Annotated in this window: 25 protein-coding genes; all 25 read left to right on the top strand. The window is 38.3% G+C overall.

Annotated features, from left to right (window positions below; all coding sequences use genetic code 11):
• Nucleotides 1-29: 29 nt before the first annotated feature.
• Nucleotides 30-863, top strand: coding sequence for a 50S ribosomal protein L2 (gene rplB / locus ACVPPR_RS08150; RefSeq protein ID WP_462298819.1), 834 nt, complete (start codon nucleotides 30-32; stop codon nucleotides 861-863).
• Nucleotides 864-905: 42 nt separating this feature from the next.
• Nucleotides 906-1,187 (top strand): 30S ribosomal protein S19, encoded by a 282-nt coding sequence (gene rpsS / locus ACVPPR_RS08145; RefSeq protein ID WP_462298818.1) that lies wholly within the window; start codon nucleotides 906-908, stop codon nucleotides 1,185-1,187.
• Nucleotides 1,188-1,201: 14 nt separating this feature from the next.
• Nucleotides 1,202-1,555 carry a 50S ribosomal protein L22 gene (gene rplV / locus ACVPPR_RS08140; protein WP_462304125.1) on the top strand — a complete coding sequence of 118 codons (354 nt, stop codon included), beginning with the start codon at nucleotides 1,202-1,204 and terminating at the stop codon, nucleotides 1,553-1,555.
• Between the two features lie 13 nt (nucleotides 1,556-1,568).
• Nucleotides 1,569-2,225: a 30S ribosomal protein S3 gene (gene rpsC, locus ACVPPR_RS08135; RefSeq protein WP_057974636.1), complete on the top strand. Its 657-nt coding sequence runs from the start codon at nucleotides 1,569-1,571 to the stop codon at nucleotides 2,223-2,225.
• Between the two features lie 3 nt (nucleotides 2,226-2,228).
• Nucleotides 2,229-2,663 carry a 50S ribosomal protein L16 gene (rplP, locus tag ACVPPR_RS08130; protein ID WP_462298816.1) on the top strand — a complete coding sequence of 145 codons (435 nt, stop codon included), beginning with the start codon at nucleotides 2,229-2,231 and terminating at the stop codon, nucleotides 2,661-2,663.
• A complete protein-coding gene (rpmC, locus tag ACVPPR_RS08125) occupies nucleotides 2,653-2,847 on the top strand; it encodes a 50S ribosomal protein L29 (protein ID WP_057974634.1) in 195 nt (64 codons plus the stop codon). Before rplP ends, rpmC begins: the two co-directional genes overlap by 11 nt.
• A gap of 25 nt (nucleotides 2,848-2,872) precedes the next feature.
• Nucleotides 2,873-3,139, top strand: coding sequence for a 30S ribosomal protein S17 (rpsQ, locus tag ACVPPR_RS08120; protein WP_057974633.1), 267 nt, complete (start codon nucleotides 2,873-2,875; stop codon nucleotides 3,137-3,139).
• A 52-nt stretch (nucleotides 3,140-3,191) separates the two neighbouring features.
• Nucleotides 3,192-3,560, top strand: coding sequence for a 50S ribosomal protein L14 (rplN, locus tag ACVPPR_RS08115; RefSeq protein WP_057974632.1), 369 nt, complete (start codon nucleotides 3,192-3,194; stop codon nucleotides 3,558-3,560).
• A gap of 32 nt (nucleotides 3,561-3,592) precedes the next feature.
• Complete coding sequence (rplX, locus tag ACVPPR_RS08110; RefSeq protein WP_462298815.1) at nucleotides 3,593-3,901, top strand: 50S ribosomal protein L24; 309 nt, start codon at nucleotides 3,593-3,595, stop codon at nucleotides 3,899-3,901.
• A gap of 27 nt (nucleotides 3,902-3,928) precedes the next feature.
• Nucleotides 3,929-4,471 carry a 50S ribosomal protein L5 gene (gene rplE / locus ACVPPR_RS08105; RefSeq protein WP_462298814.1) on the top strand — a complete coding sequence of 181 codons (543 nt, stop codon included), beginning with the start codon at nucleotides 3,929-3,931 and terminating at the stop codon, nucleotides 4,469-4,471.
• Nucleotides 4,472-4,489: 18 nt separating this feature from the next.
• Nucleotides 4,490-4,675, top strand: a complete 186-nt coding sequence (locus ACVPPR_RS08100) for a type Z 30S ribosomal protein S14 (protein WP_057974629.1) — start codon at nucleotides 4,490-4,492, stop codon at nucleotides 4,673-4,675.
• A gap of 33 nt (nucleotides 4,676-4,708) precedes the next feature.
• Nucleotides 4,709-5,107: a 30S ribosomal protein S8 gene (rpsH, locus tag ACVPPR_RS08095; protein ID WP_057974628.1), complete on the top strand. Its 399-nt coding sequence runs from the start codon at nucleotides 4,709-4,711 to the stop codon at nucleotides 5,105-5,107.
• A gap of 30 nt (nucleotides 5,108-5,137) precedes the next feature.
• Entirely contained in the window at nucleotides 5,138-5,674 is a 537-nt protein-coding gene (rplF, locus tag ACVPPR_RS08090) for a 50S ribosomal protein L6 (RefSeq protein WP_462298813.1), read from the top strand.
• Nucleotides 5,675-5,727: 53 nt separating this feature from the next.
• Nucleotides 5,728-6,084 (top strand): 50S ribosomal protein L18, encoded by a 357-nt coding sequence (gene rplR, locus ACVPPR_RS08085; RefSeq protein ID WP_462298812.1) that lies wholly within the window; start codon nucleotides 5,728-5,730, stop codon nucleotides 6,082-6,084.
• A 19-nt stretch (nucleotides 6,085-6,103) separates the two neighbouring features.
• Nucleotides 6,104-6,604: a 30S ribosomal protein S5 gene (gene rpsE, locus ACVPPR_RS08080; protein WP_462298811.1), complete on the top strand. Its 501-nt coding sequence runs from the start codon at nucleotides 6,104-6,106 to the stop codon at nucleotides 6,602-6,604.
• Nucleotides 6,605-6,616: 12 nt separating this feature from the next.
• A complete protein-coding gene (gene rpmD / locus ACVPPR_RS08075; RefSeq protein WP_057974624.1) occupies nucleotides 6,617-6,799 on the top strand; it encodes a 50S ribosomal protein L30 in 183 nt (60 codons plus the stop codon).
• Between the two features lie 45 nt (nucleotides 6,800-6,844).
• Nucleotides 6,845-7,279 (top strand): 50S ribosomal protein L15, encoded by a 435-nt coding sequence (rplO, locus tag ACVPPR_RS08070; RefSeq protein ID WP_462298810.1) that lies wholly within the window; start codon nucleotides 6,845-6,847, stop codon nucleotides 7,277-7,279.
• Entirely contained in the window at nucleotides 7,279-8,574 is a 1,296-nt protein-coding gene (secY, locus tag ACVPPR_RS08065; RefSeq protein ID WP_462298809.1) for a preprotein translocase subunit SecY, read from the top strand. The genes rplO and secY overlap by 1 nt, the downstream gene beginning before the upstream one ends.
• Before the next feature lie 76 nt (nucleotides 8,575-8,650).
• Nucleotides 8,651-9,313 carry an adenylate kinase gene (locus ACVPPR_RS08060; protein WP_462298808.1) on the top strand — a complete coding sequence of 221 codons (663 nt, stop codon included), beginning with the start codon at nucleotides 8,651-8,653 and terminating at the stop codon, nucleotides 9,311-9,313.
• Between the two features lie 196 nt (nucleotides 9,314-9,509).
• Nucleotides 9,510-9,728, top strand: a complete 219-nt coding sequence (gene infA / locus ACVPPR_RS08055) for a translation initiation factor IF-1 (RefSeq protein WP_057974621.1) — start codon at nucleotides 9,510-9,512, stop codon at nucleotides 9,726-9,728.
• A gap of 35 nt (nucleotides 9,729-9,763) precedes the next feature.
• A complete protein-coding gene (gene rpmJ, locus ACVPPR_RS08050; protein ID WP_057756760.1) occupies nucleotides 9,764-9,880 on the top strand; it encodes a 50S ribosomal protein L36 in 117 nt (38 codons plus the stop codon).
• A 24-nt stretch (nucleotides 9,881-9,904) separates the two neighbouring features.
• On the top strand, nucleotides 9,905-10,270 hold the full coding sequence (gene rpsM, locus ACVPPR_RS08045; protein WP_057974620.1) for a 30S ribosomal protein S13: 366 nt from the start codon (nucleotides 9,905-9,907) through the stop codon (nucleotides 10,268-10,270).
• Between the two features lie 28 nt (nucleotides 10,271-10,298).
• Nucleotides 10,299-10,688, top strand: coding sequence for a 30S ribosomal protein S11 (gene rpsK, locus ACVPPR_RS08040; protein WP_057974619.1), 390 nt, complete (start codon nucleotides 10,299-10,301; stop codon nucleotides 10,686-10,688).
• A gap of 85 nt (nucleotides 10,689-10,773) precedes the next feature.
• Nucleotides 10,774-11,712 (top strand): DNA-directed RNA polymerase subunit alpha, encoded by a 939-nt coding sequence (locus ACVPPR_RS08035; RefSeq protein ID WP_462298807.1) that lies wholly within the window; start codon nucleotides 10,774-10,776, stop codon nucleotides 11,710-11,712.
• Nucleotides 11,713-11,739: 27 nt separating this feature from the next.
• The gene (rplQ, locus tag ACVPPR_RS08030) at nucleotides 11,740-12,120 is read left to right on the top strand and encodes a 50S ribosomal protein L17 (protein ID WP_057974617.1); all 381 of its coding nucleotides are present in this window, start codon (nucleotides 11,740-11,742) and stop codon (nucleotides 12,118-12,120) included.
• Nucleotides 12,121-12,311: the final 191 nt, after the last annotated feature.

Below are 12,311 nucleotides of genomic sequence, written 5' to 3'. Positions count from 1 at the left end.
TAAATTTTTGTAAATAGGAGGAAAACAACGTGGGAATTAAAAAATTCAAACCAACCACTAACGGCCGTCGTAATATGACTGGTTCTGATTTTTCAGAAATTACTAAATCAACTCCTGAAAAATCATTACTAGAATCAAAAAGCAGAACTGCTGGCCGTAACAACTATGGTCGCATTACTGTTCGTCACCGTGGTGGTGGTCATAAACGTCAATACCGTTTGGTCGATTTCAAACGTGTTAAAGACAATGTAACAGCAACTGTTAAAGCAATTGAATATGATCCAAACCGTTCAGCTAATATTGCATTAATTCAATATACTGATGGTATCAAATCATACATTATTGCTCCTAAAGGATTAGAAGTTGGCATGATGGTTCAATCTGGTAAAGAAGCAGATATCAAGGTTGGTAACGCATTAGCTCTTCAAGATATCCCAGTTGGTACAATTATCCATAATGTCGAATTGAAACCAGGTAAGGGTGGACAACTTGCTCGTTCAGCCGGTGCTTCAGCACAATTACTTGGTAAAGAAGGCAAATACGTTCTTGTTCGTTTGACATCAGGCGAAGTTCGCATGATCTTATCAACATGTCGCGCATCTATCGGTGCTGTTGGTAACGAACAACATGAATTAATCAAAATTGGTAAAGCTGGTCGTGCTCGTTGGGCTGGTAAACGTCCTACAGTTCGTGGATCAGTTATGAATCCTAACGATCATCCTCATGGTGGTGGTGAAGGTAAAGCACCAATTGGTCGTCCATCACCTATGTCTCCTTGGGGTCAAAAGACGATGGGTTACAAAACACGTTCAAAGAAAAACCAATCAGACAAATTTATCGTACGTGGACGCAACAAGAAATAATTTGCTTGTTGCTTAAGCTATATTCCGGAAGGAGGATTCACATTGAGTCGTAGTCTAAAAAAGGGACCATTCGTCGATGAACATTTGATGAAAAAGGTCGAAGCACAAACTGATCAAGAAAAGAAAACAGTTATCAAGACATGGTCACGTCGTTCAACAATCTTCCCTAACTTTATTGGTCTAACTATCGCTGTATATGATGGACGCAAACACGTTCCAGTTTTTATGCAAGAAGATATGGTTGGTCATAAGTTGGGTGAATTTGTTCCAACACGTACTTTCCGTGGTCACGGATCTGACGATAAGAAAACTGCAGTTAAATAAAGGAGGTTATACACATGGCTGAACAAGTAACATCAGCAAAAGCAACCGCCAAAACTGTTCGTATTCCAGCGCGTAAAGCTCGCTTGGTAATCGATCTTATCAGAGGTAAAAGTGTTGCTGAAGCTATCGGTATCTTGAGATTTACTCCAAGAGCCGGAAGCCCAATTATTGAAAAAGTATTACTTTCTGCTGTAGCTAATGCAGAAAATAATTTTGATTTAGATGGTGAAAACTTGGTTATTACTGATATCTTTGCTAACGAAGGACCAACGTTAAAACGTTTCCGTCCCCGTGCTAAGGGATCAGCATCACCAATCAACAAACGTACGAGTCACATTACAGTAGTTGTATCTGAAGCTACAAAATAAGGAGGGATAACGCGTGGGTCAAAAAATAAATCCAACGGGATTACGTGTAGGTATCATTCGTGATTGGGATTCAAAATGGTATGCAGAAAAAGATTTTGCAAACTACCTTCATGAAGATTTACACATCCGTAAATACATTCAAGAAAAATTAACCGACGCTTCTGTCTCTATCGTTGAAATCGAACGCGCTGCAAAACGTGTTAACGTTTCAATCCATACTGCTAAACCCGGTATGGTTATCGGTAAAGGTGGAGCTGAAGTTGAAAAACTTCGTAAAGAATTAAATGATTTAACAGGTAAACGTGTGCATATCAACATTGTTGAAATCAAACGTCCTGATTTAGATGCTCAATTAGTCGGCGAAAACGTTGCGGAACAATTAGAAAACCGTGTCGCATTCCGTCGTGCTGTTAAACAAGCTATGCAACGTACAATGCGCTCTGGTGCTAAAGGTATCAAAGTTCAAGTTGCTGGTCGTCTTAACGGAGCAGATATGTCTCGTGTCGAAAGTTACTCAGATGGTACCGTTCCATTACATACCTTAAGAGCAGACATTGACTATGCTTGGGTTGAAGCAATGACCACTTATGGTAAATTAGGCGTTAAAGTCTGGATCTACCGTGGTGAAATCTTACCAGCTAAGAAAAACGCTGTGAAAGGAGGGAAATAACCTATGTTAGTACCTAAACGTACAAAATTCCGTCGTGAATTCCGTGGTAAAATGCGTGGGGAAGCTAAAGGTGGCAAAGAAGTCGCTTTTGGAGATTACGGTTTGCAGGCTCTTGAATCATCATGGATCACTAACCGTCAAATCGAAGCTGCCCGTGTCGCAATTAACCGTCATATGAAACGTGGTGGGAAAGTATGGATTAAAATTTTCCCTCATAAATCATATACTGCAAAAGCAATTGGTGTTCGAATGGGTTCTGGTAAAGGTGCTCCTGAAGGATGGGTAGCTCCAGTTAAACGTGGAAAGATCATGTTTGAAGTTGCCGGTGTTACTGAAGAAGTTGCTCGCGAAGCTTTACGCTTAGCATCAAACAAACTTCCAGTGAGAACTAAAATTGTAAAACGTGAGGAAGTAGGTGGCGAATCACATGAAGGCTAAGGAAATTAATGAATTAACCACTGCTGAAATGATTACCAAAGAACAAGAATTTAAAGATGAATTGTTTAACTTACGCTTCCAATTAGCTACCGGTCAATTAGAAAATACCGCACGCTTAAGTGAAGTTCGTAAAACAATTGCTCGTATCAAAACGGCATTACGCCAACAAGAATTAAACAAGTAGATTACGAAAGGGAGGCCATTTACGCATGAGTGAAACTCGTAACCAACGTAAAGTCTATCAAGGACGTGTTGTATCCGACAAAATGGATAAAACGATTAGTGTTCTTATCGAAACATACAAGACACACAAAACCTACGGTAAACGTGTGACTTATTCTAAAAAATTCTATGCACATGATGAAAACAACGAAGCAAAAATCGGCGATATTGTTCAAATTATGGAAACTCGTCCATTGTCAGCAACTAAGAGATTCCGTTTATTAGATATCGTTGAAAAAGCAGTTATTGCTTAAGCATAATTGCCATTCGTATTTCTAATTTGCTATTGAAAGGAGGACACTTACTGTGATACAAACAGAAAGTCGTTTAAAAATTGCCGACAATTCAGGCGCAAAGGAAATCTTAACTATTAAAGTTTTAGGTGGATCAAAGCGTAGAACTGCTAATATCGGTGACGTTATTGTTGCTACTGTTAAACATGCAACACCAGGTGGTGTTGTCAAAAAAGGTGAAGTTGTTAAAGCTGTAATCGTACGTACAAAATCAGGTGCTCATCGCGCTGACGGTTCATACATCAAATTTGATGAAAATGCTGCCGTTATCATCCAAGATGACAAAAGCCCTAAAGGTACACGTATCTTTGGACCTGTTGCACGTGAATTACGTGATAACAATTTCATGAAGATTGTTTCTTTAGCACCCGAAGTATTATAAGAAATCCATCGGAAAACAAGGAGGTGCGCTAAATGTTCGTCAAAACTGGTGATAAAGTTCAATTAATTGCAGGTAAAGATAAAGGTAAACAAGGTACTGTTACTAAAGTTTTCCTTAAACAAGACCGTGTGATTGTTGAAGGTATCAATATTGTAAAAAAACATCAAAAACCTAGCAACTCGAATCCACAAGGTGGCATCGTGGATATGGCAGCACCAATTCACGTTTCAAACGTGATGCTTGTCGACCCTTCTACAAACGAACCAACTCGTGTTGGCTTTAAAGTTGTAGATGGCAAGAAAGTTAGAGTTTCTAAAAAATCAGGTGAAACTGTTAAGTAGACCTATTGAAAGGAGGACACTTTCTTCATGACTAACCGTTTAAAAGAAAAGTTCACTAATGAAATTACACCATCTATGATGGAAAAATTTAACTACACATCAATTATGCAAACACCTCAAGTTGATAAAATTGTTATCAACATGGGTGTAGGTGATGCTGTTACAAATGCTAAGAATTTAGATAAAGCAGTTGAAGAATTAGCTTTGATCGCTGGTCAAAAACCTTTGGTTACAAAAGCTAAAAAATCAATCGCTGGCTTCCGTTTACGTGAAGGTATGCCAATCGGTGCTAAAGTTACTTTACGTGGCGAACGCATGTACGATTTCTTAGACAAATTAGTATCAGTTTCATTACCTCGTGTGCGTGATTTCCGTGGTGTTAGCAATAAAGCCTTTGATGGCCGTGGTAACTATACTTTAGGTGTTCGCGAACAATTAATTTTCCCAGAAATCGATTTCGATGATGTGGATAAAGTTCGTGGAATGGATATCGTTATTGTTACAACTGCTAATACTGATGAGGAATCAAAAGAATTACTCACACAATTAGGTATGCCGTTTTCTAAATAATAAGGAGGTTACAAAGCTTTGGCTAAAAAATCATTAATTGCAAAGAACAAACGTCCAGCAAAATTCTCTACACAAGCTTATACACGTTGCGAACGTTGTGGTCGTCCACATTCTGTTTATCGTAAATTTAAATTATGCCGTATTTGTCTTCGTGACCTTGCTCACAAAGGCCAAATTCCTGGTATGAAAAAAGCTAGCTGGTAAATCTAAAAGACAAGTTAAAGGAGGGTAAACTCAATGGTCATGACTGATCCGATCGCAGACTTTTTAACTCGTATCCGTAATGCAAATATGGTACGGCATGAGTCTTTAGAAGTGCCTGCTTCAAAAATCAAACGTGATATCGCTGAAATCCTTAAAAATGAAGGTTTCGTACGTGATATCGAATACATCGATGATGACAAACAAGGAATTATCCGTGTATTTTTAAAATTTGGAAAAGACAATGAACGTGTAATCTCTGGTATCAAACGTATTTCAAAACCAGGATTACGTACGTACGTTCAAGCTGATGCAGTTCCTAAAGTATTAAATGGTTTAGGAATTGCAGTTATCTCAACATCAGAAGGTGTGATGACAGATAAAGATGCACGCGCCAAACAAATTGGTGGCGAAGTCTTAGCATACATCTGGTAATCAATTAATTCGTAAGGAGGTGTCACTCGCGTGAGTCGTATAGGTTATAAAGAAATCGTTCTTCCTGCTGGTGTAGAAGTTACACAAGAAGGTCAAATGGTTACAGTAAAAGGCCCCAAAGGTGAATTAACTCGTAAGTTTTCTAATGCAATTACAATGCATGTTGAAGGCCTTTCAGTTAAATTTACTCGTGAAAGTGACGATAAAAGCACTCGTGCCTTACATGGTACAATGCGTGCCAACGTAAACAACATGGTTCTTGGTGTTACAGAAGGTTTCAAAAAAGAACTTGAGTTGATTGGTGTTGGTTATCGTGCACAATTACAAGGGAAAAAATTAGTATTAAATGTTGGTTATTCACATCAAGTGGATTTTGAAGAACGTGCAAACTTAAAAGTTGAAGTTCCTGCAAATACAAGTATCATTATTTCAGGTATCAGTAAACAAGAAGTTGGCGATCTTGCCGCAGAAATTCGTGCCGTTCGTCCTCCAGAACCTTATAAAGGTAAAGGAATTCGGTACGTTGGCGAACATGTTCGTCGTAAAGAAGGTAAAACAGGTAAATAATGCTGCTTAGCATTACTTACTTTGTTTTTGAATAAAATCAAGAGGTGAAAATTGTGATTACAAAACCAGATAGAAATAAAACACGTTCAAAGCGTCATTTACGTGTTCGTGGTAAGATTTCTGGAACTGCAGAGTGCCCACGCTTAAACGTATTCCGTTCAAATAACCACATCTACGCTCAAGTAATTGATGACGTAGCGGGTGTAACGCTAGCAAGTGCCTCAACAATTGATAGTGAAGTAACAGGCGATAGCAAAGTAGCAAAAGCTACTGCTGTTGGCGCATTAGTTGCTAAACGTGCTAATGACAAAGGTATCAAAGCTGTTGTTTTTGATCGTGGCGGATACTTATACCATGGACGCGTTGCTGCTTTAGCTGAAGCAGCTCGTGAAAATGGATTAGAATTCTAAGAAAGGGAGGAAATAGTTTATGACTTTCATTGATCCAACTCATTTAGATTTAGAAGATCGTGTTGTTGCGATTAACCGTGTTACTAAAGTTGTAAAAGGTGGACGTCGTCTACGTTTTGCTGCATTAGTTATCGTCGGTGATCACAATGGTCATGTAGGCTTCGGTACAGGTAAAGCTCAAGAAGTTCCTGAAGCAATCCGTAAAGCAGTTGAAGATGCTAAAAAGAACTTGATTGACGTACCTATGGTCGGTACGACACTTCCTCACGAAGTTCTCGGTCAATACAGTGGTGGACGCATTATGCTTAAACCAGCTGTTGAAGGTTCTGGAGTTGCTGCTGGTGGTTCAGTTCGTGCCGTTATGGAACTTGCTGGAGTATCAGATGTAACAAGTAAATCATTAGGTTCAAATACACCAATCAACGTTGTTCGCGCAACAATGGCTGGTTTAAAGAAAATGAAGAGTGCTGAAGAAGTTGCTGCATTACGTGGCGTTTCTATTCAACACTTAGCTGATTAGGAGGACTAAAACATGACAGATTTGAAAATTACATTAAAACGCAGTGTCATTGGACGTCCTCAAAATCAACGCGAAATCGTTAAAGCTTTCGGTTTACACCGTATTAGCAGCTCTGTTATTCGTCCTAACGACGCAGTAACACGAGGCGTTATCGCAAAGATTTCTCATTTAGTGGACGTTGAAGAAGTAAAATAATATCAACATCTTGTTTGAAGTTTAAAATAAGGAGGTGCCAACCCTATGAAATTACATGAATTAAAACCTAGTGAAGGTTCTCGCTCAATACGTAACCGTGTCGGACGTGGAACATCTTCTGGTAATGGTAAAACTTCTGGCCGTGGTCAAAAAGGTCAAAAAGCCCGTAGTAAAGTACGTTTAGGTTTTGAAGGTGGACAAATGCCTTTATTCCGTCGTATGCCAAAACGTGGATTTAACAACTTCAACCGTAAAGAATATGCAGTTGTCAATTTAGATAGCTTAAACAAATTCGAAAACGGTGCTGAAGTAACACCAGCTTTACTTGTTGAATCAGGTATTGTTAAGAACGAAAAATCAGGAATTAAAATTTTAGCTTCCGGCGAACTTAATAAGAAATTAACTGTTAAAGCAGGTAAATTCTCAGCTGCTGCTAAAGAAGCTATTGAAGCTGCCGGTGGTCAAACAGAGGTGATCTAATGCTTAAAGTGATGAAAAATGCATTAGCTGTGAAAGAAATCCGTCAAAAGATTTTTTTCACTTTATGTGTTTTAATTGTCTTTCGCTTAGGTACTTTTATAACAGTTCCTGGAATTAACCATGCTGCAATTGCTAGTGCAACAAGTAGTAACTTAGTTAGTCTTCTTAACACATTTAGTGGTGGTGGATTAACTAACTACTCAATTTTCGCAATGGGGGTTTCACCCTACATTACTGCTCAAATTGTTATTCAATTACTACAAATGGACATTGTTCCTCGTTTTGTAGAATGGAGTAAACAAGGTGAAGTTGGTCGTCGTAAATTGAATCAAGCTACGCGTTACCTAACAATTGTTTTGGCGTTTGTTCAATCTGTAGGTATTACTGCAGGTTTAGACTCATTGAGTAGTTTAGGCTTGGTTAATAATCCAAGTACGGAAACATATGTTGTCTTGGGTGTTATTTTAACAGCTGGAACAATGTTTACGACTTGGTTAGGTGATATGATTACTGAACGAGGTATTGGAAATGGTGTTTCCATGTTAATCATGGCAGGTATTGTTTCTCGTATTCCGGGTGGTATTAAACAGATTTTTAATGAACAAATTTTCCAAGCTGATAAAGGTGATCTTTGGGGGGGCATCTTGTTCATAGTTATCTTGTTCGTTGCAATCTTTGCAATTGTAACTTTTGTAACATATGTTCAACAAGCTAACTACAAGATTCCAATTCAATACACAAGACGTGTAGCTGGTGCGACAGATAATTCTTATCTGCCACTTAAAGTGAACGTTGCGGGTGTTATCCCCGTTATTTTTGCGAGTTCGTTCATTGCAACTCCTCAAACTGTGCTTTTGGCATTCCAAAGCTCACAGGGTGATACGACTTGGTACCAAGTACTGAGTCAAGTTTTTAACATGCAAACAACGTATGGTGCCATTCTATATACTGTATTGATTGTCTTGTTCACATTCTTCTACGCTTTCGTCCAGGTAAATCCTGAGAAACTCTCAGAGAACTTACAAAAACAAGGAAGTTATATTCCAAGTGTTTGGCCTGGTAAAGCAACAGAAAAATATGTTTCAAAATTATTGATGCGATTAAGTACGGTTGGTTCATTGTTCTTAGGATTTGTTGCTTTAATTCCATTATTAGCATCGAGTTTGTTTGGATTAGATGAATCAGTTGGTTTAGGTGGTACTAGTCTGTTAATTGTTGTTGGGGTTGCACTTGAAACCATTCGTCAATTAGAGGGTATGATGATGAAACGTAAGTATGTTGGATTCATTAGATAATCGATAAAATACAAATTTTAAACTGAGGATTAGGTTAGGCTGATGCCTAGCCATTTCTCATATTAGGAGGATATTCATGACGAAAATGAACCTGATGTTAATGGGTTTACCTGGTGCAGGTAAAGGAACACAAGCTGAAAAGATTGTCGACGTTTTCCACATCGCTCATATCTCTACGGGAGACATCTTCCGTGCAGCAATGAAAAATGAAACACCAATGGGACTTGAAGCTAAAAAGTATATTGATCGCGGTGATCTTGTTCCTGATGAAGTCACAAATGGCATTGTCAAAGAACGATTAGCCGAAGATGATATTCAAGACGGCTACATGCTCGATGGTTTTCCAAGAAATATGGCGCAAGCTGTTGCCTTGGACGAAATTGGCAAAGACCTTGGGAAACCTCTTAATGCAGTCATTGACATTCATGTCGATCCTGAATCACTAATTGAACGTTTAACTGGTCGTTACATTTGTCGTAATTGTGGTGCTACTTATCATAAAATCTTCAACCCTACAAAGGTTGAAGGAACTTGTGATCGTTGTGGTCATCATGAATTTTATCAACGTGAAGATGACAAGCTTGAAACGGTTAAGAACCGTTTAGAAGTTAACATCAAAATGAATACACCATTATTAGATTTTTATGAACAACGTCATCTATTGTATACAGTAGATGGTAACCGTGATATTGAAGATGTATTTGCAGATATTGAAACGATTTTAAACAATCTTAAATAATCTTAGTATTCCGCTGCAAAGTAATTGTGCCGGAGTGGCTAACTTGCATCTGAGATAGCGGTATGATAGAATAATTCCGGTTTATCTTTTCAGGAGGATATTTGCAATAATATCTTGATAAGAACGGGTGAGAGTATCTAATTCTCACCATTTTTACATGTAAAGTTAAAACACGATTTTAAGGAGGTACATTTACGTGGCGAAAGAAGAAGTAATTGAGATTGAGGGTACGGTCCGTGAAACGTTACCCAATGCGACTTTTCGAGTAGTACTTGAAAATGATCATGAAATTTTAGCTCATGTCTCAGGTAAAATCCGTAAGAACTATATTCGTATTTTACCCGGTGATAAAGTGACGGTTGAAATGTCTCCTTACGATTTAAGTAAGGGTCGTATTACTTATCGCTTTAAATAGATTGTACTTCAAAAACTTTTAGGAGGTATAATTCAATGAAAGTAAGACCATCAGTAAAACCAATGTGTGAACATTGTAAAGTTATCAAGCGCAAAGGTCGAGTTATGATCATTTGCAGCGCAAATCCAAAACATAAACAACGTCAAGGATAATAAAAATTAGGAGGTGTAATTGTTATGGCTCGTATTGCAGGTATTGATATTCCACGTGATAAAAGAATCGTGGTAGCATTAACTTACATTTATGGAATCGGTAATACAACTGCTGCTAAGATCTTGGTAGAAGCAGAAGTATCAGAAGATATTAGAACTCGTGATTTAACAACTGACCAAGAGGATGCAATCCGTAAAGTTGTTGATCAATTCAAAATTGAGGGTGACTTACGTCGCGAAATCAGTTTGAATATTAAACGTCTCCAAGAAATTGGAACGTACCGAGGCATGCGTCATCGTCGTGGTTTACCAGTTCGTGGACAAAACACGAAAAACAACGCTCGTACACGTAAAGGCCCAGCTACATCAATTGCAGGCCGCAAGAAATAATTATTAGATTAAGGAGGTAATACTATTTATGGCAACTAAGAAAGTTTCTCGCAAACGCCGTGTTAAAAAACATATTGAAGCCGGTGTTGCACATATTCATTCTACTTTTAACAATACACTTGTTATGATTACTGATGTTAACGGTAACGCCGTTGCATGGTCATCAGCTGGTGCATTAGGTTTTAGAGGTAGTCGTAAATCTACACCATTCGCAGCACAAATGGCAGCAGAAGCTGCAGCTAAAGGCTCAATGGAAAACGGTATGAAAACCGTTGAAGTAGCTGTTAAAGGCCCTGGTTCTGGCCGTGAAGCCGCAATTCGTGCTTTACAAACAACTGGTCTTGAAGTAACTGCAATTCGCGATGTTACTCCAGTGCCTCATAATGGATGTCGTCCTCCAAAACGCCGTCGTGTTTAACGTGGATTAATATTCATTACGGAGTTGAACTTCATAATGTTTTCACTAGATTACACGTTACGTTTTGAAAGGGGTAAAGATAAGAATGATTGAATTTGAAAAACCAAATATTCATAAGATAGATGAAAGTCCTAACTATGGTAAATTTGTTGTAGAACCACTTGAACGCGGTTATGGTACGACATTAGGTAATTCACTTCGTCGGATTCTACTATCTTCCTTACCAGGCGCATCTATTACTAATATTCAAATTGATGGTGTTTTACATGAGTTTTCAACTATTGAAGGCGTATTGGAAGATGTTACTCAAATTATTTTGAATATTAAGAAAGTTGCTTTGAAGTTAGCTGCTGATGAAGACCAAGCCATCGAAATTGATGTGAAGGGTCCCGCAGAAGTTACTGCCGGTGATATCATTGGAAACAGTGATGTTGAAGTATTGAATCCCGACTTGTACATTTGTACAGTCGCAGAAGGTGCATCTTTTCATGTTCGCATGAACGCTAGCAACGGTCGTGGATACGTATCTGCTGATCAAAACAAAGCGGAAGATATGCCAATTGGCGTATTACCAATTGACTCCATTTATACCCCAATCGAACGTGTGAACTACCAAGTAGAAAAAACACGTGTTGGTCAAAAAGATGATTATGACAAATTGACACTTGATGTTTGGACGAACGGTTCAATTACACCAAGCGAAGCCATTAGTTTGTCGGCTAAAATTTTAACTGAGCATTTGACTTTATTTGTTGATTTAACCGACGAAGCAAAGAACACTGAAATTATGGTTGAAAAAGAAGAAACCCATAAAGAAAAAATGCTCGAAATGACGATTGAAGAACTCGATTTATCGGTTCGTTCATATAATTGTTTGAAACGTGCTGGTATCAACACGGTTCAAGAATTAACGAATAAATCTGAAGCCGACATGATGAAGGTCCGTAACTTAGGCCGTAAATCATTGGAAGAAGTCAAAGCTAAATTAGCTGCGCTTGATTTATCATTACGTCATGATGACTAATATTATATAGAGGGAGGGAACCTATTCATGAGTTACCGCAAATTAGGACGTACAAGTTCTCAACGTAAAGCAATGTTACGTGATTTAACAACAAGTCTTATTATCAACGAACGAATTGTGACTACTGAAGCTCGCGCTAAAGAAGTACGCAAATCTGCCGATAAAATGATTTCTTTAGGTAAACGTGGTGATTTGGCTTCACGTCGTCGTGCTGCTGCTTTCGTAAGAAACACAGTTGCTGACGTGAAAGAAGATGGTGACGATGTCACTGTTCAATCAGCATTACAAAAATTATTTTCTGATGTAGCTCCTCGTTACGCTGAACGTAATGGTGGATACACTAGAACTATGAAGACAATGCCTCGTCGTGGCGATGCCGCACAAATGGTTATTATTGAATTAGTATAATTCGTTACTAGATAATTTTTCACTTTGATTGATGATTAAAAACAAACGTTATGATGATGGAGCAATCTTAGTCTAGTTTGAAGGTTTTTCACATTTGTGAATTGCCGGTCATCCTTCATAGTGATTTTTTATTTTCTAATGAGATTGTTAAAAGGGTTCAGAACGCATTCAAACAATGTGTTCTGAACCCT

The sequence above is a fragment of the Dellaglioa sp. L3N genome (assembly GCF_054941095.1).
Note: the sequence above shows the minus strand (reverse complement) of the source record. Positions and strands in the feature narration are given on the sequence as shown.

Coding starts and splice junctions, on each gene's coding strand:
- rplV (WP_462304125.1), top strand. CDS start 1,202: ATGGCTGAACAAGTAACATCAGCAAAAGCAACCGCCAAAACTGTTCGT.
- rplP (WP_462298816.1), top strand. CDS start 2,229: ATGTTAGTACCTAAACGTACAAAATTCCGTCGTGAATTCCGTGGTAAA.
- rpmC (WP_057974634.1), top strand. CDS start 2,653: ATGAAGGCTAAGGAAATTAATGAATTAACCACTGCTGAAATGATTACC.
- rpsQ (WP_057974633.1), top strand. CDS start 2,873: ATGAGTGAAACTCGTAACCAACGTAAAGTCTATCAAGGACGTGTTGTA.
- rplX (WP_462298815.1), top strand. CDS start 3,593: ATGTTCGTCAAAACTGGTGATAAAGTTCAATTAATTGCAGGTAAAGAT.
- rplE (WP_462298814.1), top strand. CDS start 3,929: ATGACTAACCGTTTAAAAGAAAAGTTCACTAATGAAATTACACCATCT.
- rpsH (WP_057974628.1), top strand. CDS start 4,709: ATGGTCATGACTGATCCGATCGCAGACTTTTTAACTCGTATCCGTAAT.
- rpsE (WP_462298811.1), top strand. CDS start 6,104: ATGACTTTCATTGATCCAACTCATTTAGATTTAGAAGATCGTGTTGTT.
- rpmD (WP_057974624.1), top strand. CDS start 6,617: ATGACAGATTTGAAAATTACATTAAAACGCAGTGTCATTGGACGTCCT.
- rplO (WP_462298810.1), top strand. CDS start 6,845: ATGAAATTACATGAATTAAAACCTAGTGAAGGTTCTCGCTCAATACGT.
- secY (WP_462298809.1), top strand. CDS start 7,279: ATGCTTAAAGTGATGAAAAATGCATTAGCTGTGAAAGAAATCCGTCAA.
- ACVPPR_RS08060 (WP_462298808.1), top strand. CDS start 8,651: ATGACGAAAATGAACCTGATGTTAATGGGTTTACCTGGTGCAGGTAAA.
- rpmJ (WP_057756760.1), top strand. CDS start 9,764: ATGAAAGTAAGACCATCAGTAAAACCAATGTGTGAACATTGTAAAGTT.
- rpsM (WP_057974620.1), top strand. CDS start 9,905: ATGGCTCGTATTGCAGGTATTGATATTCCACGTGATAAAAGAATCGTG.
- rpsK (WP_057974619.1), top strand. CDS start 10,299: ATGGCAACTAAGAAAGTTTCTCGCAAACGCCGTGTTAAAAAACATATT.
- ACVPPR_RS08035 (WP_462298807.1), top strand. CDS start 10,774: ATGATTGAATTTGAAAAACCAAATATTCATAAGATAGATGAAAGTCCT.
- rplQ (WP_057974617.1), top strand. CDS start 11,740: ATGAGTTACCGCAAATTAGGACGTACAAGTTCTCAACGTAAAGCAATG.